The 20,596-nt window shown below is 67.9% G+C and carries 23 protein-coding genes and 1 riboswitch; of the genes, 12 read left to right on the top strand and 11 right to left on the bottom strand.

What is annotated here, in order from left to right:
* Positions 1-2: 2 nt before the first annotated feature.
* Together cobW and C8N44_RS01995 are read right to left on the bottom strand one after the other, a co-directional pair.
* Positions 3-1,058 carry a cobalamin biosynthesis protein CobW gene (cobW, locus tag C8N44_RS02000; RefSeq protein ID WP_107974496.1) on the bottom strand — a complete coding sequence of 352 codons (1,056 nt, stop codon included), beginning with the start codon at positions 1,056-1,058 and terminating at the stop codon, positions 3-5.
* On the bottom strand, positions 1,051-1,428 hold the full coding sequence (locus tag C8N44_RS01995; RefSeq protein WP_107974495.1) for a DUF1636 family protein: 378 nt from the start codon (positions 1,426-1,428) through the stop codon (positions 1,051-1,053). Before C8N44_RS01995 ends, cobW begins: the two co-directional genes overlap by 8 nt.
* A gap of 87 nt (positions 1,429-1,515) precedes the next feature.
* Positions 1,516-1,716, bottom strand: a riboswitch (cobalamin riboswitch).
* Positions 1,717-1,829: 113 nt separating this feature from the next.
* Here C8N44_RS01995 and cobO point away from each other — a divergent pair.
* Genes cobO through C8N44_RS01970 form a run of 5 tightly spaced genes read left to right on the top strand, consistent with a single transcriptional unit; the run spans position 1,830 to position 5,193 of the window.
* Positions 1,830-2,438 (top strand): cob(I)yrinic acid a,c-diamide adenosyltransferase, encoded by a 609-nt coding sequence (gene cobO / locus C8N44_RS01990; protein WP_107974494.1) that lies wholly within the window; start codon positions 1,830-1,832, stop codon positions 2,436-2,438.
* On the top strand, positions 2,438-2,803 hold the full coding sequence (locus C8N44_RS01985; RefSeq protein ID WP_107974493.1) for a Lin0512 family protein: 366 nt from the start codon (positions 2,438-2,440) through the stop codon (positions 2,801-2,803). The genes cobO and C8N44_RS01985 overlap by 1 nt, the downstream gene beginning before the upstream one ends.
* Positions 2,800-3,144 (top strand): Lin0512 family protein, encoded by a 345-nt coding sequence (locus tag C8N44_RS01980; protein ID WP_107974492.1) that lies wholly within the window; start codon positions 2,800-2,802, stop codon positions 3,142-3,144. Before C8N44_RS01985 ends, C8N44_RS01980 begins: the two co-directional genes overlap by 4 nt.
* Positions 3,145-3,148: 4 nt before the next feature.
* Entirely contained in the window at positions 3,149-3,754 is a 606-nt protein-coding gene (locus C8N44_RS01975; protein WP_107974491.1) for an HAD family hydrolase, read from the top strand.
* On the top strand, positions 3,751-5,193 hold the full coding sequence (locus C8N44_RS01970) for a cobyric acid synthase (RefSeq protein ID WP_107974490.1): 1,443 nt from the start codon (positions 3,751-3,753) through the stop codon (positions 5,191-5,193). The genes C8N44_RS01975 and C8N44_RS01970 overlap by 4 nt, the downstream gene beginning before the upstream one ends.
* A 3-nt stretch (positions 5,194-5,196) precedes the next feature.
* Here the strand turns inward: C8N44_RS01970 and cobD are convergent, their stop codons facing one another.
* Genes cobD through C8N44_RS01955 form a run of 3 tightly spaced genes read right to left on the bottom strand, consistent with a single transcriptional unit; the run spans position 5,197 to position 7,915 of the window.
* Positions 5,197-6,168, bottom strand: coding sequence for a threonine-phosphate decarboxylase CobD (gene cobD / locus C8N44_RS01965; protein ID WP_107974489.1), 972 nt, complete (start codon positions 6,166-6,168; stop codon positions 5,197-5,199).
* A gap of 23 nt (positions 6,169-6,191) precedes the next feature.
* A complete protein-coding gene (cbiB, locus tag C8N44_RS01960; RefSeq protein ID WP_107974488.1) occupies positions 6,192-7,127 on the bottom strand; it encodes an adenosylcobinamide-phosphate synthase CbiB in 936 nt (311 codons plus the stop codon).
* The gene (locus tag C8N44_RS01955) at positions 7,124-7,915 is read right to left on the bottom strand and encodes a propanediol utilization protein (RefSeq protein WP_107974487.1); all 792 of its coding nucleotides are present in this window, start codon (positions 7,913-7,915) and stop codon (positions 7,124-7,126) included. The genes cbiB and C8N44_RS01955 overlap by 4 nt, the downstream gene beginning before the upstream one ends.
* Before the next feature lie 227 nt (positions 7,916-8,142).
* Between C8N44_RS01955 and cobU the strand changes: the two genes are divergently transcribed.
* Positions 8,143-8,655, top strand: coding sequence for a bifunctional adenosylcobinamide kinase/adenosylcobinamide-phosphate guanylyltransferase (cobU, locus tag C8N44_RS01950; RefSeq protein ID WP_107974486.1), 513 nt, complete (start codon positions 8,143-8,145; stop codon positions 8,653-8,655).
* Positions 8,652-9,659 carry a nicotinate-nucleotide--dimethylbenzimidazole phosphoribosyltransferase gene (gene cobT / locus C8N44_RS01945; RefSeq protein WP_107974485.1) on the top strand — a complete coding sequence of 336 codons (1,008 nt, stop codon included), beginning with the start codon at positions 8,652-8,654 and terminating at the stop codon, positions 9,657-9,659. Before cobU ends, cobT begins: the two co-directional genes overlap by 4 nt.
* A 2-nt stretch (positions 9,660-9,661) precedes the next feature.
* On the opposite strand, the gene C8N44_RS01940 is transcribed toward cobT, so the two are convergent.
* On the bottom strand, positions 9,662-9,847 hold the full coding sequence (locus C8N44_RS01940) for a CTP synthetase (RefSeq protein WP_107974484.1): 186 nt from the start codon (positions 9,845-9,847) through the stop codon (positions 9,662-9,664).
* Positions 9,848-10,012: 165 nt separating this feature from the next.
* Between C8N44_RS01940 and C8N44_RS01935 the strand changes: the two genes are divergently transcribed.
* Both C8N44_RS01935 and C8N44_RS01930 read left to right on the top strand, forming a co-directional pair.
* The gene (locus C8N44_RS01935) at positions 10,013-10,156 is read left to right on the top strand and encodes an entericidin A/B family lipoprotein (RefSeq protein ID WP_107974483.1); all 144 of its coding nucleotides are present in this window, start codon (positions 10,013-10,015) and stop codon (positions 10,154-10,156) included.
* Between the two features lie 116 nt (positions 10,157-10,272).
* Positions 10,273-10,725 carry a low molecular weight protein-tyrosine-phosphatase gene (locus C8N44_RS01930; RefSeq protein WP_107974482.1) on the top strand — a complete coding sequence of 151 codons (453 nt, stop codon included), beginning with the start codon at positions 10,273-10,275 and terminating at the stop codon, positions 10,723-10,725.
* Positions 10,726-10,737: 12 nt separating this feature from the next.
* On the opposite strand, the gene C8N44_RS01925 is transcribed toward C8N44_RS01930, so the two are convergent.
* The 3 genes from C8N44_RS01925 to lepA are packed head-to-tail and all read right to left on the bottom strand — an operon-like array spanning position 10,738 to position 13,047.
* Positions 10,738-10,968, bottom strand: coding sequence for a DUF2442 domain-containing protein (locus tag C8N44_RS01925; RefSeq protein WP_107974481.1), 231 nt, complete (start codon positions 10,966-10,968; stop codon positions 10,738-10,740).
* Positions 10,949-11,218 (bottom strand): DUF4160 domain-containing protein, encoded by a 270-nt coding sequence (locus tag C8N44_RS01920; protein WP_244640950.1) that lies wholly within the window; start codon positions 11,216-11,218, stop codon positions 10,949-10,951. Before C8N44_RS01920 ends, C8N44_RS01925 begins: the two co-directional genes overlap by 20 nt.
* A 26-nt stretch (positions 11,219-11,244) precedes the next feature.
* A complete protein-coding gene (lepA, locus tag C8N44_RS01915; RefSeq protein ID WP_107974480.1) occupies positions 11,245-13,047 on the bottom strand; it encodes a translation elongation factor 4 in 1,803 nt (600 codons plus the stop codon).
* 87 nt (positions 13,048-13,134) lie between these two features.
* Here lepA and C8N44_RS01910 point away from each other — a divergent pair, with 87 nt between their 5' ends.
* Positions 13,135-13,407 carry an acylphosphatase gene (locus C8N44_RS01910; protein WP_245412987.1) on the top strand — a complete coding sequence of 91 codons (273 nt, stop codon included), beginning with the start codon at positions 13,135-13,137 and terminating at the stop codon, positions 13,405-13,407.
* A gap of 25 nt (positions 13,408-13,432) precedes the next feature.
* Here the strand turns inward: C8N44_RS01910 and C8N44_RS01905 are convergent, their stop codons facing one another.
* Positions 13,433-14,365: a LysR substrate-binding domain-containing protein gene (locus tag C8N44_RS01905; protein ID WP_107974478.1), complete on the bottom strand. Its 933-nt coding sequence runs from the start codon at positions 14,363-14,365 to the stop codon at positions 13,433-13,435.
* A gap of 275 nt (positions 14,366-14,640) precedes the next feature.
* Between C8N44_RS01905 and katG the strand changes: the two genes are divergently transcribed.
* Both katG and C8N44_RS01895 read left to right on the top strand, forming a co-directional pair.
* Positions 14,641-16,866, top strand: a complete 2,226-nt coding sequence (gene katG, locus C8N44_RS01900) for a catalase/peroxidase HPI (protein WP_107974477.1) — start codon at positions 14,641-14,643, stop codon at positions 16,864-16,866.
* Between the two features lie 384 nt (positions 16,867-17,250).
* Positions 17,251-18,459 carry an ROK family transcriptional regulator gene (locus C8N44_RS01895; protein ID WP_158273986.1) on the top strand — a complete coding sequence of 403 codons (1,209 nt, stop codon included), beginning with the start codon at positions 17,251-17,253 and terminating at the stop codon, positions 18,457-18,459.
* Here the strand turns inward: C8N44_RS01895 and C8N44_RS01890 are convergent.
* Entirely contained in the window at positions 18,432-20,570 is a 2,139-nt protein-coding gene (locus C8N44_RS01890) for a beta-galactosidase (RefSeq protein WP_107974475.1), read from the bottom strand. The genes C8N44_RS01895 and C8N44_RS01890 overlap by 28 nt on opposite strands.
* Between the last annotated feature and the right edge of the window lie 26 nt (positions 20,571-20,596).

Genomic DNA, 20,596 nt, shown 5'->3' with positions numbered 1-20,596 from the left:
GCTTACTCGGCGGCCTCGCGCGCGGGGTTCAGGATGGCGGCGATGGCGGCGGGATCGACGTCGTCGTGCTCGGCGATCACGACAAGCCGCCCGGCACGGTCCTCGCCCGGTTTCCACGGTCGGTCGTACTGGTGCCGAACGCGGGCGCCGACGGCCTGCACCAGCAGGCGCATGGGCTTGCCGGCAACGGCGGCATAGCCCTTCACGCGCAGGATGTTCTGGCTGCGGGCCAGCTCCTCGATGCGGCTCACCAGTTCGGTCGGATCGGTAAGCTCGGGGATCTCGACCACGGTGCTGTCGAAATCCTCGTGGTCATGCTCGGGCACGCCGTCGTGGTGGCTGGGGCGGGCGTCCATGTCGTCTTCGGCGGCTGCCTCGAGCCCGAGGATCACGCGCGGGTCTACCGCGCCCTCGGCCACCTCGATCACCGGAATCGGACGGGGCGCCTCGGCGGCGATGATTTCCTTGGCCTTGGCGACACCCTCGGGGCCGGCAAGGTCGGGCTTGGTCAGCAGCACGATGTCGGCGCAGGAGATCTGGTCCTCGAAGACCTCCGACAGCGGCGTTTCGTGGTCGATGCTGTCGTCGGCCAGGCGCTGGGCGTCCACGGCCTCGACGTTGGGCGCAAAGCGGCCCGCTGCCACGGCCTCGGCATCGGCGAGCGCGATGACCCCGTCGACGGTGATCTTGGAGCGGATGTCGGGCCAGTCGAAGGCCTTGAGCAGGGGCTTCGGCAGCGCAAGCCCCGAGGTTTCGATCAGGATGTGCTCGGGGCGCGGGTCGAGCGCCATGAGCGCCTGGATCGTCGGGATGAAATCGTCGGCCACGGTGCAGCAGATGCAGCCGTTGGCCAGCTCGAGGATGTTCTCGGCGGGGCAGTCGGGAATGGCGCAGCCCTTCAGGATTTCGCCGTCGACGCCAACGTCGCCGAATTCGTTGACCACCACGGCCAGCCGTTTGCCGCCGGGGTTCTGCATCAGGTGCGAGATCAGCGTGGTCTTGCCCGAGCCGAGGAAGCCGGTGATGACGGTGACGGGGAGTTTGGCGAGATCAGCCATGGGTGTCCTCCTGCGGGGGGATGCGCGCGATGCAGTTGCGCTTGAAGTGTTCGGGGCGGCTGCGCCAGGGGATGAGCCCGTTGCCGCTGTCGTGATAAAGCTTCGCGCCCTCGGCGAGAAGCGCGACGTGATCGTCCTCGTGCAGGTTGCCGTAGACGTAGATCCAGCGCTCAGGCCCGCCGCGCAGGGCGACGGAACAGCCGCTGTCGCAGTTCTGCAGGCATTCCACCGGGGTCAGCGTCACACCTTCGGGCAGGCCATGGTCGGCCAGCCGGTCGTGCAGGCGCTGCCCGGGGCGTTCGCCGTCCTCGGTCACCTCGGTGCCGCGGCGGCATTTCACGCAGACGAGCAGTTCGGCGGGCGCGCTCATGGCGTCACCGCGCGTTGCGGAATTTCGTTCAAGGGGTCGGCTTGCGCCGTCATCAAGGCCTCCTCCGGGGCACCCCGCCCGGGATTGCGTGTTGCGTTTGCGATGGCAGGTCTCCTGGCTCGCGGGTCGGGGCCGCCCTGCGCCTTCCCGGCCCGAAAGGCCAGTGGACAATGCAGGGTGGCTCGCCGCTTACAGTTGCGGGGGCAGCCGCGGAGTAGGCTTGCGCCGCACCGCGTTCCCTATTCTCCCGGAGGAATCCCCCCGGGAACCATCGGCGGCGACTGTGGCGGGAACGGCGCGCCGCGTCAATCGCCGCAATCGGGCCAGGCGCGGGGGGGCGCGGATTGACGCGCGCTGCGGGCGGTGCGAGGTCTTGCGCACGCCAGAACCGGAGGGGCCCCATGGACGACGCCACCGAGCGCCACAACGAGAAGATGCGCCGCATCAAGGCGGCCCGCGACGAGATGATGAAGACCAAGACCGAGGAAAAGGGTCTGATCATCGTGCACACCGGCAAGGGCAAGGGCAAATCCTCGTCCGGGTTCGGGATGATCCTGCGCTGCATCGCACACGGCATGCCCTGCGCGGTGGTGCAGTTCATCAAGGGCACATGGCCCACGGGCGAGGCCGCCATGCTGCGCGAGCGGTTTTCCGATGAGTGCCGGTTCTTCGTTTCGGGCGAGGGCTTCACCTGGGAAACGCAGGACCGTGACCGCGACGTGGCCGCCGCTCAGAAGGGCTGGGAGATCGCCAAGGAACAGATTCTGGACCCCGAGATCGGCTTCGTGCTGCTGGACGAGATCAACATCGCCCTGCGCTACGATTACCTCGACATCGACGAGGTGGTGGACTTCCTGCTGCACCGGAAACCCGAGATGACGCACGTCTGCCTCACCGGGCGCAACGCCAAGCCCGAGCTGATCGAGGCGGCGGACCTCGTGACCGAGATGACGCTGGTCAAGCACCCCTTCCGCGATGGCGTGAAGGCCCAGAAGGGGGTGGAGTTCTGATGGCGTTCCGGCGGCTGCTGACCGAGTTCGGGATGGGCACCTCGCTGCGGCAGCAGGACTACACGCAGGCCGCGGTGCGGGGCGTTGAGAATGCGCTCTGGCATAACTCGATCAACCTTGCCGAGCTGTTCGGCAGGGAAAAGGCCGAGATGAAGATCACGGTGGACGTGGGCGTGCAGCAGCCCGAGCGGGTGGACGTGGCCGCGGTCGCCGCGGTCTTTCCCTACGGCGCGGTCACGGTGAACGTGGTCGCGGGCGGGCTCGACGTGCCGCGGCCCGAGGGCGCGGGCAACCCGACGGTGATGGCGAACGTGGCGATCTCGGTCGCGCTCGACGTGGCCCCGGATGTCGAGGGCGCGGCATGAGCGAGCGGCGTTTCATCATCGAGATGGGCACGGGCAACAGCCAGCAGGGCCGCGATTACACCCGTGCCGCCGGGCGCGCGATCGAGGACGCGATCCGCCAGGCGCAGTTGTCGATCCTCTCGGCGCTGGGCATCGACGACCGGGAGATGCGGGTGCAGGTCACCGTGGGCGTGCAGAAGCCCGAGGCGGTGGATTGCGACGCACTGGTGGCGTTGCTGCCGCGTGGGCGCGCCGAGGTGCGGGCCGTCTTTGGCGGGCTCGACGTGACCGACCCCGACACGGGCGCCGTCACCGTGGTGGCGCAGGCGGCGGTCGAGGCCTTCCTGCCGCAGCGGGGATAGGCCGATGGCGCCGGCGCTGATCGTCTGGGATTTCGACGGTGTGCTGAACGCCAATGTCGTGGAGGGCCGCTTCGTCTGGGCGGACGGCTTGCAAGACGACCTTGGCGTCGACCCGGCCGAGTTCTCGCGCGACCTGTTCGCCTCCGGTCTCATGGGCGAGATCATTCGGGGGCGTGTCGACCTGCTGGCGCATGTCTCGGACTGGTTGGCCGGGCAAGGGCACGAAGTGTCGGGCGAAGCGTTTCTGACCTACTGGTTCGAGAAGGATGCCCGCCCCGACGCCGAGGTGCTCGGTTGGTTGCAGGCGCATCCCGCGCGGCACGTGATCGGCACCAACAACGAGTCGCGGCGCAGCGCCTATATCGAGGGTCCGATGGGCTATTCGACGCGCGTGGAGCGCGTGTTTTCCTCGGGACGGATGGGCGTTGCGAAGCCCGACGCGGAATTCTTCGCGCAGATCGAGGACTGGGCCGGGGTGCCCAGCCGGGAGATCCTGCTGGTGGATGACGCCGAGGCGAACGTGGCGGCGGCGCGCGATCGCGGCTGGCAGGCCTTTCATTTTGTGCTCGGAACGCGCGATGCGCTGCCCGGGGTGTTGGGGCTCGCATGACGGCGCTGATGATCCAGGGCACAGGCTCCAACGTGGGCAAGTCCATGCTGGTGGCCGGGCTTTGCCGGGCGGCGCGGCGGCGGGGGCTGTCCGTGGCGCCCTTCAAGCCGCAGAACATGTCGAACAACGCGGCTGTCACCTCGGACGGGGGCGAGATCGGGCGCGCGCAGGCGCTTCAGGCGCTGGCCTGCGGGCTGGCGGCGCACACGGACATGAACCCGTTGCTGCTGAAGCCGGAAACCGACGTGGGCGCGCAGGTCGTCGTGCAGGGCAAGCGCCTGATCACGGCACGGGCGCGGGATTACGCCAAGCTCAAGCCGCAGCTGCTGGACGCGGTGCTGGAAAGTTTCGGTCGGCTGCGCGCGGCGCACGATCTGGTCATTGTCGAGGGCGCGGGCAGCCCGGCCGAGGTGAACCTGCGGCAGGGCGACATCGCCAACATGGGCTTTGCTCAGGCGGCAGGCGTGCCGGTGGTGCTGTGCGGTGACATCGACCGGGGCGGGGTGATCGCGCAGATCGTCGGCACGCAGGTCGTGATGGACCCGGAGGACGCAGCGCTGGTGGCGGGGTTCCTCGTGAACAAGTTCCGGGGCGATCCGCGGCTGTTCGACGATGGCTATGCCACGATCGAGGCGCGCACCGGCTGGCGCGGTTTCGGGGTGGCGCCGTGGTTCCCCGAGGCCTGGAAGCTGCCCGCCGAGGATGCGCTCGACGTGGCCGAGGGCCCGGCAAAGGAGGGGCTGCACGTGGTGTGCCTCTGCCTGTCGCGGATGGCGAATTTCGACGATCTCGACCCGCTGTCGCAGGAACCCGGCGTGCGACTGACCATGCTGCGGGCGGGACAGGCCATTCCCGGCGACGCCGATCTGGTCATCCTCCCCGGCAGCAAGTCGACGCGGGGGGATCTGGCCTATCTGCGGGCGCAGGGCTGGGACGTGGACCTCGTGGCGCACCGGCGGCGCGGGGGGCACGTGCTGGGCATCTGCGGGGGCTTCCAGATGCTGGGGGCGCTTGTCGCTGACCCCGACGGAATCGAGGGCGAGCCGGGCGAAGACGCGGGTCTGCGGATGCTGGACGTCGAGACGGTGATGACCGGCCACAAGCAACTGACCGAGGTGACGGCGCGACATGCGCCCACGGGGCAGGGCTTTCGCGGCTACGAGATCCACATCGGGCGTACCGAGGGGCCCGACCGGGCGCGGCCCTTCGGGTACGTCGACGGTGCGCCGGAGGGGGCGATGAGCGCCGACGGGCGCGTGGCGGGCAGCTACCTGCACGGGATGTTCCGCGACGACGGTTTCCGGGCGGCCTATTTGGCCGGTTTCGGGGTGAAGGCCTCGGGGCGCTATGACGCGGGCGTGGAGGCCACGCTGGACGCGCTGGCCGATCACCTTGACGCGCATTTGGATGTGGAGGGGCTGCTGGACGTCGCGCGCTGAGGGTCAGCCGCGCAGGGCGCTCTCCAGTTGCAGCCATTGCGCCTCGGTTCCCGGCAGGCCGAGGCGGAGCCAGCTTTCGGAGTAAGGGAAGACGCGCGACCAGACATGGTGGTGGGCGAGGCGTTCCTGTGCCGCCTGCGCGTTACCGGTGTCGTAGGTGCGAAACAGCGGTGTGCCCCCGACGAACTGCCAGCCGCGCGTGGCGGCGAGCGTGTCGAGCCGCGCAGCGTCGGTCAGGAGGCGGGCGCAGGTGTTGGCGTGCCAGTCGGTGTCCTGCAGCGCGGCCGTGCCGGTGGCGATGGCGGGGCCGGAGATGTTCCAGGGGCCTGCCAGTGCCGCTATGCCGTCGATGAGGTCGGGTGCGCCGAGGGCGAAGCCGAGGCGCAGGCCCGCAAGGCCGTAGAACTTGCCGAAGGAGCGCAGCACCAGCGTGTTGCCGGGCAGGGTGGCGAGGTGCGGGATCAACGAGAGATCGGGATGCGGGTCGGCGAAGCTTTCGTCTACCACCAGCAGGCCGGTGGTCGTGGCCAGATCGACCAGCGCCTCGGGTGTCCACGCGCGGCCGTCGGGGTTGTTGGGGTTCACCACCACGGCAAGCGCGGCGCCCTTCAGGGCGTCGAGGCTGCCCACCTCCTCCACCTGCCAACCCTGCGTCCGCAGGGCGGCGGCGTGTTCGTTGTAGGTGGGGGTGACGACGCGGGCCGTGCCGGGGGTGGTGAGCCGCGGGACGAGCTGGATCGCCGCCTGCGCGCCCGCGAGCGGGGTGCAGGCGGTGCCCTTTGTCGCGCCGTAGGCCGCGCGCGCCGCGTCGGTCAGGGCCGCCATGTCGGCCCGCGTCGGCAGGGCGGTGAAGGCGCGGGGCGCAAGATCGGGCACCGGGTAGGGCACTGGGTTGATCCCGGTCGAAAGGTCGAGCCAGTCACCCGCGCCGTGCTCGCGCATGGCGCGGTCGAGATCGCCGCCGTGGTCGCGCATGTCCGTCCCCGTCTCCGTCCCGGTCAGATCGCCGCAATCGCCAGCAGCACCAGCCCCATGGCCAGCATCGCCCGGCGGTAGAGGCCTAACCCGGCGGCGAGCGTGGCGCCAGTCGGATCGGGCGCGCCCGCGTTCACCCAGGGCTCGTCCGCGATCAGGTCGCCGTAGATGCGCGGGCCCGACAGGCGGATGTCGAGCGCGCCTGCCATGGCGGCCTCGGGCCAGCCGGCGTTGGGCGAGCGGTGGTGATCGGCGTCGCGGCGCATGGTGGTCAGCGCCTTGCGCGGGCGGCGCGAGACGACGGCGAAAAGCACGCCGGTCAGCCGCGCGGGGATCAGGTTCACCAGATCGTCGAGCCGCGCGCCGTTGCGGCCGAAGTCCTCGAACCGTTCGTTGCGGTGGCCGATCATGGAATCGAGCGTGTTGATGGCCTTGTAGACGGCGATGCCGGGCAGGCCCGCGATCACGCCCCAGAAAACCGGCGCCACGATCCCGTCCGAGGTGTTCTCGGCCAGGCTTTCGAGCGCTGCGCGCGCGGTGCCCGCGTGGTCGAGCCGGGCGGGATCCCGCCCCACGATCATGGCCACGGCCTGCCGCGCGGCCATGAGGTCCCCCGCCACCAGCGGGCGGGCGACGGCGGCGACGTGGTCGTGCATTGAGCGGATGGCGATGAAGGGCCAGACGAGCACAGCGGCGAGGATGTGGCCAAAGGCGCCGCCGGGCAGGGCGATCTGCAGGAGCAGCGTTGGCACAAGCACCACCGCGAGCGTGGTGACCACGCAGAGCGTCCCGGCCCGGCGCCGTTCCGCGGGCTCGCCGTCGTTGTGACGCAGTTCCAGGGCCGCGATCACGGCGCCGATCCAGACCACCGGGTGGCCGATGCGGCGGTAGATCCAGTCGGGCCAGCCGAAGGCCGCGTCGAGCGCGCAGGCCAGTGCCATGACGAGGGCGAAGCTCATGGGGCGCCTCCCGTGTCGAAGGTGAAGACGCCGCTCAGGCCGGCTGCGCTCAGGATGTCGGCGCCGATGGCGGGGGCCGTGCCGGGCGCGAAGATGAAGGCGCGCGCAGAGCCAGTGTGCGCCCGGGCGTAGCCAAGCGCCCCGAGCGCCGCGCAGAGCCCCTCGGACGGGTCATCCTGTGGGCCGCGCAGGTCCGTCGTGCGGCGGGCCGAGGTCTGGGTGATCTGCGCCATGCCGTCGAGTGTCTGCGTGTGCTCCCATGCGGCGACAAGGTCCAAGATGTCGGGAAAGTCCATGTCGTCGGGATCGGTCTCCTGCGGAGCGCCGAGAAATCCACCGAGAAAGGTGGCCGGGGGCGCCGGGGGCATGTCGCGCAGCACGCGCGCCTCTCGCGGGGCCCAGAGCACCGCGCCGGGGGCGGGCAGCATGAGCGGATCGCTGGCCCCCTCGACCGCGAGGCAGGCGGCGGCGATACGGTCCTCGGGCGCGCCGGCGGCCCGTCCCAGCGCCACCAGAGCGGCTGTGGACATGCCCGCGCCACCGCCCGGCGGCAGATCGGCCGTGACCTCGAACCGCCCCGCGACAGGCAGTTCCAGCGCCTCGAGCAGGGCCGCGGCGCGGGCGGGCGTCAGCGCCGGGCAATCGCCTTCGAGCGTCAGCGGACCGTCACCCAGACGCCCGGCCCGCACGCCACGCACGGGGCAGGGCAGGGTCACCAGCGCCACCGGCCCGTCGGGGCCAAGCCGCCCCTGCAGCCACTCCCCGAAGTGTCCCGCGACGAAGGGCATCAAACTGTCCACCCTGTGGATAACTTCGTGGACAGGTCGTGCCCGGCTGTGGGGATTGCAGGTGGACGCTTTGGCCCCCAAAGCCCGAAAATGCCTGTATTACAGGGATGAACCATGCCAAAGCTCACCATTCCACAGGCCTGTGGATTGTTCTGCACCATGATCGGGTTCGGGCAAGGCATTCTCGGTCTTTCCAAACGGGGCGGAACCTGATTTGTCACGGTCCCATGGCTAAGTCGATGCTCATCACAGGTGGTGCCCGCTCTGGCAAGAGCACCTTTGCCGAGGCGCAGGTGCTGGCGCTCGGGCAGCCTGCCGTCTACATCGCCACCGCCGAGGCGCATGACGCCGAGATGGCGCAGCGCATCGCCCTGCACCAGTCGCGGCGCGGGCCGGAGTGGCGGACGCTGAACGCGCCCTACGATCTTTGCGCCGCCCTGCGCGAAAGCGACGGGGATGCCCCCCGGCTTGTCGACTGCCTCACGATCTGGCTCAGCAACCTGATGCTGGCCGAGCGCGACTGGGCCTCCGAGGCCGAGGCGCTGGCGGAGACGGTCGCCGCGCAGGCCGCGCCCGTGGTGCTTGTCACCAACGAGGTGGGCGCCGGGATCGTGCCCGAGAATGCCCTTGCCCGGGCCTACCGCGATGCGGCGGGCCTTCTGAACCAGCGCATGGCCGCCGTTTGCGACGAGCTCTGGCTTGTCGTCTCCGGCTATCCCCTGAAGGTGAAACCGCAATGACCAAGCTTGCCCTCTCTGCCCTCGCCGATGTCCTGACGCTCGACCTGCCCGTGCCGGTCGCCGCCGCCGCCGAGTCCGCGCGGCAACGGCAGATGGAGCTGACCAAGCCGCCGGGGTCGCTGGGTCGCCTCGAAGAGCTGGCCGAGTTCATGGCCGGCTGGCAGGGTACCGGGCGGCCGCAGGTGACGCGCGCGCAGGCGCTGGTCTTTGCGGGCAACCACGGGGTCTGCGCGCAGGGGGTGAACCCCTTCCCGCAGGAAGTGACCGCGCAGATGGTGGCGAATTTCGAGGCGGGTGGGGCCGCGATCAACCAGCTCTGCCGCGAGGCGGGGGCGGACCTGAGCGTGATCGCGCTGGATCTGGACCATCCCACGGCGGATTTCTCCGAAGGCCCCGCCATGGGTGAGGCCGAGTGTATCGCGGCGATGCTGCGGGGGGCGGCCGCCGTGGACCCGGACGCCGACGTGCTGCTGCTGGGCGAGATGGGGATCGGCAATTCGACGGTCGCCGCCGCGCAGTGCCTTGGCGCCTTCGGCGGCAGCGGCGCCGACTGGGTCGGGCGCGGCACCGGGGCGGACGCTGACCGGCTGACGCTCAAGGCCCGGGTGATCGAACGGGCCGTGGAGCTGCACGCCGAGGTGGATGCCATCGGCAAGCTCGCGGCGCTCGGCGGACGCGAACAGGCGGCGATCTGCGGTGCGGTGCTCGAGGCCCGTCTGCGGCGTATTCCGGTGATGCTCGACGGCTTCATCTGCTCTGCCGCCGTGGCGCCGCTCATGGCGGCGCGCCCCGAGACGCTGGACCACTGCCTGATCGGGCACCGCAGCGCCGAGGCCGGGCACGGGAAGCTGACCGAGGCGCTGAACCGCGCGCCGCTGCTCGACCTCGGCATGGCGCTGGGCGAGGGCACGGGCGCGGCGCTGGCGCTGCAGGTGCTGAAGGGTGCGCTGGCCTGTCACAACGGCATGGCGACCTTTGCCGAGGCCGGGGTGTCGGGCGCCTGAGCTCAGGCGTCGTTGTAGAGCGCGCGCGCCACCATCCACGAGACGGGCAAGGCGGCGAGGAAACCCACGGCGGCGGCGATCAGGATCGGCACGAGCGTGTCGTAGCCCGCCACCAGCACCGCGATGACAGCGCTGCCCGCAAGCGTCGTGGCGATCAGCGAATAGAGGATTCCGGCAAGGCGCAGCATCTGGGGCCTCCTGTGACTGGCTTTCGCCGCACACATGGTCGATTCTCTATGTGTCTGCCTTGACCTGTGTCAGTCTGGGTGCGTTGCTTCCCTTGCGTAAACCAAGGAACATGACCGGGCGGGGTCGTGTTGGGGGCCAAACAGTTCACGAAGAGGAGAGTGACCATGCCCCGCTTTGCAATCCTGCTGACCGCCCTTGGGATCCTTGCCGCCTGCGAAACCGTCGAAGGCGCCGGCGAGGACGTCCAGAACGCCGGTCAGGGCATCAGCAACACCGCCCAGGCCACCGAGAACGAACTCGAGGACTGAGGCAACGCCATTCCGGATGCCAAGGGGCGAGGGGCAACTCTCGCCCCTTTTTCGTGCGCTTGTTTGACTCTTGTCCCGACTTTTGTCCCGCGCGCGGCTCCGGTATCACGAGGGGCATGATACAGAGCATCCTTTTCGTCTGTCTCGGCAACATCTGCCGCTCCCCCTCCGCCGAAGCGGTCCTGCGCGCAAAGGCCCGCGATCGGGGGCTGGACCTCACCCTCGACAGCGCCGGCACCGGCGACTGGCACGTGGGCGAGCCACCCTACGGCCCCATGCAGAAGGCCGGCGCCGCGCGGGGCTACGATCTGTCGGGGCTGCGGGCGCGGCAGGTCTCGGTCGAGGATTTCTACCGCTTCGACCTGATCCTCGCCATGGACCCGTCGAACTACGCCAACCTTGAGGCCCTGCGCCCCTCGGACGCCACGGCGCGGCTGGAGATGTTAACGGATTACCTCGATGAGCCGGGCGTGGGTGAGGTGCCGGACCCGTACTACACGCGGGATTTTGATGGGACATTGGCGCTTGTGGAGCGGGCGGCTGAGCGGGTGTTGGACCGGCTTGGGTGAGCGGCCGAAACGCTACGCCGCCTGATCGCGGTTTCCAGCCAGAAGGGCCGGGACCGAGATATCCTCGTCCAGATCCTCCCAGTGTAGCCCGAAGGGCGTGATCTCGACCCGTTCGAGCTGCGCCGGTTCCGCCGCAAGCAGGCGGGGAAACCACGTGAGGGGAACACCGAGGGTGCGGCCGTCCGAAAGGGACAGCCACATGTTGGCTTCGTCGAAACGTACCTCAGTCGCCGAAATGCTCATCCCAAGCCTCGTCGATTTCCTCGGTCCGGGCCGCGATGACCCATGCCAGCCTCTTGAGGGTTCGTGCGTCGATGCCGTGGCTTCGCGACAGGGAGACGGGATGAACCCAGAACTTCGCTTCGCCGCCGTCCTTCATCACGTGGATATGGACCGGCTCGCGCGGGTCGCCTTCGTTCGAGTAGAAGAAGAAGCGATATCCGTCGAAACGAAAGACCGTCGGCATGGGGTAGGATAGCGCGACGCCGCGCATTTGTCATGCGCGGCGTGTGGAAGGCTTTAGCTGTCCATCTTCAGGGCCGAGATGAACGCCTCCTGCGGGATCTCGACCTTGCCGAACTGGCGCATCTTCTTCTTGCCGGCCTTCTGCTTTTCCAGAAGCTTCTTCTTGCGCGAGGCGTCGCCGCCGTAGCACTTGGCGGTCACGTCCTTGCGCATGGCCGAAAGCGTCTCGCGCGCGATGACCTTGGCGCCGATGGCGGCCTGGATCGGGATCTTGAACATGTGGCGCGGGATCAGCTCTTTCAGCTTCTCGCACATGGCGCGGCCGCGCATTTCCGCCCGGTCGCGGTGCACCATCATGGCCAGCGCGTCGACGGGTTCGTCGTTCACCAGGATCGACATCTTCACGAGGTTGTCCTCGCGGTAGCCGATCATCTCGTAGTCGAAGCTGGCGTAGCCCTTGGTGACCGATTTCAGCCGGTCGTAGAAGTCGAAGACCACCTCGTTCAGGGGCAGGTCGTAGACCGCCATGGCGCGCCCGCCCACGTAGGTGAGGTCCATCTGCAACCCGCGGCGTTCCTGGCAGAGCTTGAGCACGTCGCCGAGGTATTCGTCGGGCACCATGATGGTGGCCTTGATGCGCGGTTCCTCGATGTGGCCCACGGTCGTCATGTCGGGCATGTCGGCGGGGTTGTGCAGGTCGCGGCGTTCGCCGTCCTTGGTGTAAAGGTGGTAGATCACCGAGGGCGCGGTGGTGATGAGCTCGATCCCGTACTCGCGTTCGAGCCGGTCGCGGATCACCTCGAGGTGCAGCAGCCCGAGGAAGCCGCAGCGGAAGCCGAAGCCGAGGGCGGCGGAGGTCTCCATCTCGTAGGTGAAGGAGGCGTCGTTGAGGGCAAGCTTCTCGATCGCGTCGCGCATGTCCTCGAAATCGTTGGCATCCACCGGGAAGAGGCCGCAGAAGACCACGGGCACCGAGGGCTTGAAGCCCGGCAGCGCGGTTTCGCAGGGCTTTTTCTCGTGCGTGATGGTGTCGCCGACGCGGGTGTCGCGGACCTGCTTGATCGAGGCGTTGAGATAGCCGATCTCGCCGGGGCCGAGGCTTTCGACGGCGGTCATGGCGGGGCGGTAGACGCCCACGTCGTCGACGTCGTAGGTGCCGCCGGTCTTCATCATGCGGATGCGGTCGCCCTTCTTCAGGGTGCCGTCGATCACGCGGACGATGACGATGACGCCGAGGTACTGGTCGTACTTCGAATCGACCAGCATGGCCTTGAGCGGCTTGTCGGCGTCGCCCTCGTCCGGGGGCGGCAGCTTGTTGACGATCGCCTCGAGCACGTCGGGGATGCCGACGCCGGTCTTGGCCGAGATCAGGCAGGCCTCGGAGGCGTCGATGCCGATGACGTCCTCGATCTGTTCGCGCACGCGGTCGGGGTCCGAGGCGGGCAGGTCGACCTTGTTCAGGACCGGGACGATTTCATGGTCGGCGTCGATGGCGGTGTAGACGTTTGCAAGCGTCTGTGCCTCGACGCCCTGGGTGGCGTCCACGACCAGCAGCGAGCCCTCGACCGCCTGCATGGAGCGGGCGACCTCGTAGGCAAAGTCGACGTGTCCGGGCGTGTCGATGAGGTTCAGCACGTAGGTGTTGCCGTCCTTCGCCGGGTAGTCGATGCGGACGGTGTTGGCCTTGATGGTGATGCCCCGCTCACGCTCGATGTCCATGGCGTCGAGCAGCTGGTCCTTCATGTCCCGTTCGGCGACGGTGCCGGTGAGCTGGATCAGCCGGTCGGCCAGGGTGGATTTCCCGTGGTCGATGTGGGCAACGATGGAGAAATTGCGGATGCGCGAGAGTGGAGTCATGAGGGGCGATATGCGGCGGAACGCCCTGCCGGTCAAGGCGCGTTGTGGGGGAGAGGCCGCTCTGCGGCGCCGGATTCGGAGGGAATGATGCGGATTGTCGAGGTGAAGGCCAGCGGATGGGTGCAAGGCGTGTCGTTCCGCGCCTGGACGCAGGAGCAGGCGCGCGATCTGGGGCTGCGCGGCTGGGTACGCAACGAACCCGGCGGCGACGTGACCGGCTGTCTTGCGGGCGATGCCGCGCGGGTTGACCAGATGCTGGAGCGGATGCGCAGCGGGCCACCGGCCTCGGAGGTTCGCGACCTGGCCGTGCAGGAGGCGCCGGGGGCGGAGGTGCCCGAAGGCTTCGAGATCCGGCGCTGAGGGTGGGCCCTCCGGCGCCGGTCGGTCAGGCGGCCGAGACGCCGGAGGGTCCGAGTTGCTGGTGGCGCATGGCCCGGGCACAACTGCCCACCGCCTCGGCGATCTCGCCCAACTGATCGGCAAGCGGGCTGCTGCGGCGCCAGATCATGCCGACCGTGCGCTTGGGCGGCGTGCCTTCGAAATGCGTCACGCAGACCGGGGCGGAGCGGGTCTCGACCGGGACGGCCATCTCGGGGATCAGGGTCACGCCGATGCCGGCGCCGACCATCTGCACCAGCGTCGAAAGCGAGCTGCCGTCGAGCCCCTCGCGCGGGCGGGGCGACTGGAGCGAGCAGAAGGACAGCGCCTGGTCGCGGAAACAGTGGCCTTCCTCGAGCAGCAGCAGCCGCATCTCGCGCAGCATGTCGGCGCTGGGCGGGGGCGCGGCGGCCTCGCTCTCGTGGCGCACGAGCACGAGTTCCTCGTCGAAAAGCGCGACCTCGGTCAGGTTGGGCTCGGAGACGGGCAGCGCGACCACCGCGGCATCGAGCCGGCCGTCGTTGAGCTCCTGCAGCAGCCGCGGCGTCACCGTCTCGCGCACGTGCACGTCGATGCCCTCGTAGCGTTCGGACAGCGTGCTGAGGATGCGGGGCAGCATGTAGGGCGCGATCGTCGGGATGATGCCGAGCCGCAGGCGCCCCACCAGCCGCCCGCGGGCGGCGCGGGCCAGTTCGCCCAGCTCGTCGACCGAGCGCAGGATCTCGCGGGCGCGGGCGGCAAACTCCTCGCCGAAGCCGGTCAGCCGGACCTGCCGCGCGCCGCGCTCGAAAAGCTTGGTGCCGAGCTCCTGTTCCAAGTCGCGGATCTGAACCGACAGCGCGGGCTGCGAGACGGCGCAGGAGTCCGCCGCGCGTCCGAAGTGCCCGTGGCGGGCCAGCGCGTCGACGTAGCGAAGCTGCTTGAAAGTGAGGTTTGTCATAGGCAAAAGCTATACATGCGATCAGAAAATGCAACTTAATCTGATCGCCGCCTTTTGCTAGGCAGGGGGCACCAACGGGGATGCGACGAGAATCGCGAAGGGAGAGGGCGACGCAGATGAGCGCCGCGACACCTGTCATGACCATCGGCGATTCCACGCGGCCGACCGGCCGTGTTCCCCACTATTCGCGGCCTGCCTGCCAGGTCCGCCCGACCGCCCCGCGGGTGCCTGACGGCACAGCCGCGGCTGCCATCTAGCCAAGATCGGAGATCGACATGGACGGAAACGATATGGACAACACCGGCAAATGCCCGGTGATGCACGCCGGCCCGCCGAAGAACACCACGTTCGGCGCGCGCTCGAACAAGGACTGGTGGCCCAACAAGCTCAACCTCAAGATCCTGCACCAGAATTCGCCGCTGGGCGATCCTATGGATCCCGACTTCGACTACGCGGCCGAGTTCAAGAAGCTCGACCTCGACGAAGTGAAGGCCGACCTGCACAAGGTCATGACCGACAGCCAGGACTGGTGGCCGGCGGACTACGGGCACTACGGCCCCTTCTTCATCCGCATGGCATGGCACAGCGCGGGCACCTACCGTACCGGTGACGGCCGCGGCGGTTCCAGCTCGGGCTCGCAGCGTTTTGCGCCGCTCAACAGCTGGCCCGACAACGGCAACCTCGACAAGGCCCGCCGTCTGCTGTGGCCTGTGAAGAAGAAATACGGCCGCGCGCTGAGCTGGGCCGACCTCTTCATTCTGACCGGCAACGTCGCGCTGGAATCCATGGGCTTCAAGACCTTCGGCTTCGGCGGCGGTCGCGAAGATATCTGGGAACCGGAAGAGGACATCTACTGGGGCACCGAGCAGGAATGGCTCGCCACCTCGGACAAGGAGGGCAGCCGCTACTCCGAGGGCCGCGCGCTGGAGAACCCGCTGGCCGCCGTTCAGATGGGCCTGATCTACGTGAACCCCGAAGGCCCCGACGGCAAACCCGACCCCGAAGCCTCGGCCTTCGACATCCGCGACACCTTTGCGCGCATGGCGATGAACGACGAGGAAACCGTCGCGCTGATCGCGGGCGGCCACACCTTCGGCAAGACCCACGGTGCGGGCGACGCGGCGCTGGTCGGCGCCGAGCCCGAGGCTGGTGACATCACCGCCATGGGCTTTGGCTGGGCCTCGACGCACGAAAGCGGCAAGGGCAAGCACGCCATCACCTCGGGTCTCGAAGGCCCTTGGACGCCGACGCCGACCAAGTGGGACATGTCCTACTACGACATGCTCTACGGCTACGAGTGGGAGCTCACCAAGTCGCCCGCTGGCGCTTGGCAGTGGACGCCCAAGGACCTCAAGGAAGAGGACTACGCGCCGCAGGTCGACGGCTCGGACGAGAAGGTGAAGCCGATGATGGCGACTACCGACATCGCCCTGCGCACCGACCCCGAGTACGACCGGATCTCGCGCCACTACCACCAGAACCCCGAGGCCTTCGCCGACGCCTTTGCCCGCGCGTGGTTCAAGCTGACCCACCGCGACATGGGTCCCAAGGTGCGCTACCTCGGCAAGGAAGTGCCGCAGGAAGACCTGATCTGGCAGGACCCGGTGCCGGCCGCCGATCATGACCTGATCGACGACAGCGACGTGGCGGCGCTCAAGACCAAGCTGCTCGACAGCGGGCTGAGCCTTCAGGAACTGGTCTACACCGCGTGGTCCGCGGCCTCGACCTTCCGCGGCTCCGACAAGCGGGGCGGCGCCAACGGCGCGCGCATCCGTCTTGCGCCGCAGAAGGACTGGGAAGTGAACCAGCCCGAGCAGCTGACCAAGGTGCTGGGCGTGCTCGAAGGCATCAAGGCCGAGTTCGACGCGGGCGCCGGCTCCAAGAAGGTGTCGCTGGCCGACCTGATCGTGCTGGGCGGGACCGCCGCCGTCGAGAAAGCCGCCAAGGACGCGGGCGTCGACATCGCCGTGCCCTTCACCCCTGGCCGCACCGACGCCACGCAGGAGCAGACCGACAGCGAGAGCGTCGAGCCGCTCGAACCGCTGGCCGACGGCTTCCGCAACTACCTGCGCCAGGACTTCTCGGTCCCGACCGAGGAACTGCTTCTCGACCGCGCCCAGCTGCTGACGCTGACCGCGCCCGAGATGACGGTGCTGGTGGGCGGCATGCGCGCGCTGGATGCCAACTACGAGGGCTCCAAGGCCGGTGTCTTCACCGACCGTCCGGGCAAGCTCACCAACGACTTCTTCGTCAACCTCATCGACATGGGTGTGGAGTGGAAGGCCGTCGAAGGCGAGACCAACCTCTTCGAGGGCCGCGACCGGGCGAGCGGTGAAGTGAAGTGGACGGCCACGCGCGTCGACCTCGTCTTCGGCTCGAACTCCGAGCTGCGGGCGCTGGCCGAGGTCTATGCCTGCGACGACGCGGGCGAGAAGTTCGTGAAGGACTTCGTGAAGGCCTGGACCAAGGTCATGAACGCCGACCGCTTCGACCTCGTCTGAGGTCGGGCAGGGGCGGTTCAGGCCGTCCCCGTCTTTCGAGCAAATGAGAACGGCCGCCGGAGCGAACCGGCGGCCGTTTTTGTTCGGTGCCTACGGGAGGCTCGCCAAATGCGTCGGTGTCGAGAACGGCCCTTTCCAGACGCCCGTCCCACCGAAATCCGCTGCGGCGCAGCTGTTGGACGCCAGCGTGGAGTCGTTCCAAAGCACGGAATGGCGGATCTTGATCGAGCACGAGGGAGCTCTTCTTGCGGCTTGTCCACAAGATTCCAAGTGTACTGGCGGTGAAATGAACTATGCGCCACCCTCAACGGCATGAGCGGTCAAAGCGCCAGTGACGAACGTCTCAGATTGCGCCGCCACAGGCGAACGAATACCATCCGTAGCATGCGTTTCACCGATAAGAAGAAGATCGATCAGAAGACCGGCCGGGCGATAAACCGAAGGCTGATCCTGAACCTCATCAGGACGACCGGAGGCCTCAGCAGGTCGGAGCTGGCGGAGCGCACGGGCCTCAGCCCGGCGGCGGTTGGCCATGTGGTCGGTGATCTTCTTGACGAAGGTTACCTGATCACCGGCACCTCGAGCCGAAATGGCAGCGGACGCAAGCCGGTGCCATTGATGCTGAACACCGAAGGGCATCTCGCCATCGGTGTGAAGGTCGGCCCGTCGCGGGTCGACTGCATACTGACCGATTTCGGGATCAACGTGATCGACGGAGAAAGCTCGACGCTCACCGATGTCAGTCCCGAAGCGGTCGTCTCGGTTGCCGCCGAGGCGGTGTCCCAGCTCACGACAAAGCATGGAGCCGGTCGCCCGATCCTTGGGGTCGGCCTGTCGGTGCCCGGGCGGATCGACCCGCACAGCGGCATGTGCATCCGCAGCCATCGGTTCGACTGGGACGAGGTGCCGATCGCCTCGATGCTCTCCGAAGCGCTGGACCTACCGGTGTTCATCGAGGATGATACGCTGGCGTTCGGGCTCGCGCATCACATGTTCGGCCTCGGACAAGCGTGCCAGAACTTCGCGGCGCTCGCCGTGGGGGACGGTATCGGCTACGCGGTGATCTCCGATGCCAAGGTGCGGCGCGGGGCATTGGGAACGGCGGGAAAGGTGGGTCATGTGCTGCACGACCCGTCCGGCCCCATGTGCGAGTGCGGTCGAAGAGGCTGCTTGCAGGCCTGGTTTTCGGCCGCCTCGCTGGCGGCGCGCTGGGGTGAGCAATATTCGGAGCCTCTCGCCCGAGCGCTCGAGGTTGGGGACAAAGCTGCTCTGAGTTTCGTGGCAGATGCCGGGGGCGCAATCGGGCGTCATCTCGCGGAGTGGTGTACGGTCACCGATCCCGAGCTCATCGTGCTGGGCGGCGAGGCGGTGGCGCTTGGCGCGGCCTTCATTCGGCCGATGGAAGCGGCGCTGGCGGAGAACTTCTACCGCGATACGCCGCCGCCGGTCTTCGTGGACGATAGCAGCTTCTACTGGATGGCGGGGGCGGCTGCCGTCGTGGTGCAGCAGGTGTTCGACTTCGAAGCAGCGCCGGCCGCCGAACAGGCGACCGACGACGAAGGCGGTCAGGCCCTGAGCACGATGGCGCCGTAGCCCTCGATCCGTGCCTCCGTTCCGAGGGAAGCGCCCGTCAGAAGATCGATCTTTCCACCTTCGAGCGGGACCGTCACAGGACGTTCGGTTGTGTTGAGCACGAAGAGCATACGCTTTCCATCCTCCTGCGTGCGTTCGGTCACTTCGATGCCCTCGGGCATGCCGTGCAGTAGCGAGGATATCCCGGCAGGTACGAAGAGCTGGTCGATCAATCGATGTGCGAGATCCTCGGTCATGTAGGTTCCGAGGTAGTGGCTGCAGCCCTTGCCGAGCGCGCGCCGGGTCAGCACCGCCTCGCCTTCAAGCCAGCGGTCGGCCCAGGTGGCGAGCGCCTCGACATCATCCTGCAGGATGAGTTTCTCGTAGAGATGCGCGGCGGCGAAGGTCTCGTTGCCGAAGCGGATGCCGTAGCTGCGCGCGGTCGAGCAGGCCGGCAGCGGCGCGCCACCGGGACCGAAGCCCATGGTCTTCTGCGGTGGCAGAAAGAGGCCGTCCTGTCCGGGGGCGATGACCCGCCCGAACTCTTCGACGCGCACACCGGGGAGATCACCAAGGCCCATTCCGGGGGCAAGCTCGCGCAGGATGTGGTTGTCGCGGGTGCGGGTGCCGGTCATTGCCGAGGCGATCAGCAGTCCGCCGCCCTCGACAAAAGCACGGAGATTGTCGGTCCATTCCTGCTCCCACATCAGCCAGTGCGGCACGTAAAGCGCCTTGAGCCGCGAGAGGTCATCCTCGGGGTGGACGAAGCCGGTGGCGATGTTGCGCTTGTAGAGCGCGCGGTGCAGCACAGTCGCGTCCTCGAGCGGCGAGGGCAGGCCCATCGGGTAGGTGCGATAGGCCTCTTGGTTGTCGAAGTCCGAGCCGGCGATTCCGACATCCATTCGCACCGAACTGCCCAGCAGATCGGACTTGATCGACGCGATGTCAGAAGCGAACTGCTTGGCTTCGGCATAACGGCGGCGCGGCTGATCGTCGTGATCGAGCACACCCATCCAGTAGATTTCGGCCCCGAAATGCGCGGGACGCCAGCGGAAGAACATCAGCCCGTCCGCGCCGCGCGCCACCGAGGTCAGCGCCATGCGGCGCATCTCGCCGGGCTCGGGCGTCATGGTCGACAACAGGGGCTGCGAGCCGAAGCCCGAGGCCTGTTCGGGCACGATGAAGTTGCCGGTGAAGCCGCGACAGATGTCGAGATGAAGGGCTTGGCTGTAGGCATGGCCGCCGTGACGGCGCATCTCGTCGTAGAGCATCGGGTAGATGTCGAAGCCGAGGAAGTCGAGATCGGTGCTGAACTCGCTGCGGAAGTCGATGTCCTCGAGTTGACCGAGATTGTGGAAGACAAACCAGTCGGGGTTGGTGGCGCGCAGAATCTCGACCTGGTCACGTTGGAAAGCGGCCGTCGCATGGGCGAGGAAGCGGTGGTAGTCCTGCCGGTGTCCCGGCGAGATATGTCCCGGATTGTTCGGATAGGGCAGCAGCACCTGGTCGAAGTTGTCATAGTGGGTGGCCCAAAAATCGCCGCCCCAGGCCCCGTTCAACTTGTCGATCGTGCCGTACCGCAGGTGGCACCACTTGCGGAACTCGATCTCGCAGCTTGGCGAGAAGCTGATCGAGGTGGTGGTGTTGAGCTCGTTATCGGTCTGCCAGCCGATGACATTGGGATTGTTGGCGTAGTGCTCGGCCATGGCGCGGGTGATGCGGCGCGAATGGTCGCGCAGCACCGGCGAACTGGTATCGCAATGCTGGCGCGAGCCGTGCGAGGCGGTGCGGCCGTTGGCGTCGACGCGGAGCATCTCGGGATGGGCCTGCGTCAGCCAGCGCGGTGGCGTGGCGGTCGGGGTGCAGAGGATGGTCTTGATCCCGTGTCTGGCCAACCCCTCGATGGCTCGGTCGAAGAGATCGAAGTCGAAGTGCCCCTGATAGGGCTCCCAGATATGCCAGGCGAACTCGCCCATGCGGACGGAGTTGAAACCGGCCTCGGCCATGCGCTGCGCGTCGTGGTCCCAGTAGGTCTCGTCCACGTGCTCGGGGTAATGCGGCACGCCGATCAGGAACTTGTCGATGTTGAGCGGGCGCCAGGCGGAGAGCGGCGCGGGTGGGGTCTTTTTCATCGGTGGATTACTTTCGTGTTCGGGAA

The sequence above is a fragment of the Allosediminivita pacifica genome, from assembly GCF_003054175.1.
Classification (GTDB): domain Bacteria; phylum Pseudomonadota; class Alphaproteobacteria; order Rhodobacterales; family Rhodobacteraceae; genus Allosediminivita; species Allosediminivita pacifica.
This window is presented reverse-complemented; position numbering and strand designations above follow the sequence as displayed.

What these genes read in the sequence shown, in the direction of transcription:
- C8N44_RS01995 (WP_107974495.1), bottom strand. Translation starts at nt 1,428, where the DNA reads ATGAGCGCGCCCGCCGAACTGCTCGTCTGCGTGAAATGCCGCCGCGGC.
- cobW (WP_107974496.1), bottom strand. Translation starts at nt 1,058, where the DNA reads ATGGCTGATCTCGCCAAACTCCCCGTCACCGTCATCACCGGCTTCCTC.
- cobT (WP_107974485.1), top strand. Translation starts at nt 8,652, where the DNA reads ATGACCAAGCTTGCCCTCTCTGCCCTCGCCGATGTCCTGACGCTCGAC.
- katG (WP_107974477.1), top strand. Translation starts at nt 14,641, where the DNA reads ATGGACGGAAACGATATGGACAACACCGGCAAATGCCCGGTGATGCAC.
- C8N44_RS01975 (WP_107974491.1), top strand. Translation starts at nt 3,149, where the DNA reads ATGGCGCCGGCGCTGATCGTCTGGGATTTCGACGGTGTGCTGAACGCC.
- C8N44_RS01980 (WP_107974492.1), top strand. Translation starts at nt 2,800, where the DNA reads ATGAGCGAGCGGCGTTTCATCATCGAGATGGGCACGGGCAACAGCCAG.
- C8N44_RS01955 (WP_107974487.1), bottom strand. Translation starts at nt 7,915, where the DNA reads ATGCCCTTCGTCGCGGGACACTTCGGGGAGTGGCTGCAGGGGCGGCTT.
- C8N44_RS01905 (WP_107974478.1), bottom strand. Translation starts at nt 14,365, where the DNA reads ATGACAAACCTCACTTTCAAGCAGCTTCGCTACGTCGACGCGCTGGCC.
- C8N44_RS01910 (WP_245412987.1), top strand. Translation starts at nt 13,135, where the DNA reads ATGCGGATTGTCGAGGTGAAGGCCAGCGGATGGGTGCAAGGCGTGTCG.
- cobU (WP_107974486.1), top strand. Translation starts at nt 8,143, where the DNA reads ATGGCTAAGTCGATGCTCATCACAGGTGGTGCCCGCTCTGGCAAGAGC.
- cbiB (WP_107974488.1), bottom strand. Translation starts at nt 7,127, where the DNA reads ATGAGCTTCGCCCTCGTCATGGCACTGGCCTGCGCGCTCGACGCGGCC.
- C8N44_RS01925 (WP_107974481.1), bottom strand. Translation starts at nt 10,968, where the DNA reads ATGAGCATTTCGGCGACTGAGGTACGTTTCGACGAAGCCAACATGTGG.
- cobO (WP_107974494.1), top strand. Translation starts at nt 1,830, where the DNA reads ATGGACGACGCCACCGAGCGCCACAACGAGAAGATGCGCCGCATCAAG.
- C8N44_RS01890 (WP_107974475.1), bottom strand. Translation starts at nt 20,570, where the DNA reads ATGAAAAAGACCCCACCCGCGCCGCTCTCCGCCTGGCGCCCGCTCAAC.
- C8N44_RS01895 (WP_158273986.1), top strand. Translation starts at nt 17,251, where the DNA reads ATGCGTTTCACCGATAAGAAGAAGATCGATCAGAAGACCGGCCGGGCG.
- C8N44_RS01935 (WP_107974483.1), top strand. Translation starts at nt 10,013, where the DNA reads ATGCCCCGCTTTGCAATCCTGCTGACCGCCCTTGGGATCCTTGCCGCC.
- C8N44_RS01985 (WP_107974493.1), top strand. Translation starts at nt 2,438, where the DNA reads ATGGCGTTCCGGCGGCTGCTGACCGAGTTCGGGATGGGCACCTCGCTG.
- C8N44_RS01920 (WP_244640950.1), bottom strand. Translation starts at nt 11,218, where the DNA reads ATGCGCGGCGTCGCGCTATCCTACCCCATGCCGACGGTCTTTCGTTTC.
- C8N44_RS01970 (WP_107974490.1), top strand. Translation starts at nt 3,751, where the DNA reads ATGACGGCGCTGATGATCCAGGGCACAGGCTCCAACGTGGGCAAGTCC.
- C8N44_RS01930 (WP_107974482.1), top strand. Translation starts at nt 10,273, where the DNA reads ATGATACAGAGCATCCTTTTCGTCTGTCTCGGCAACATCTGCCGCTCC.
- cobD (WP_107974489.1), bottom strand. Translation starts at nt 6,168, where the DNA reads ATGCGCGACCACGGCGGCGATCTCGACCGCGCCATGCGCGAGCACGGC.
- C8N44_RS01940 (WP_107974484.1), bottom strand. Translation starts at nt 9,847, where the DNA reads ATGCTGCGCCTTGCCGGAATCCTCTATTCGCTGATCGCCACGACGCTT.
- lepA (WP_107974480.1), bottom strand. Translation starts at nt 13,047, where the DNA reads ATGACTCCACTCTCGCGCATCCGCAATTTCTCCATCGTTGCCCACATC.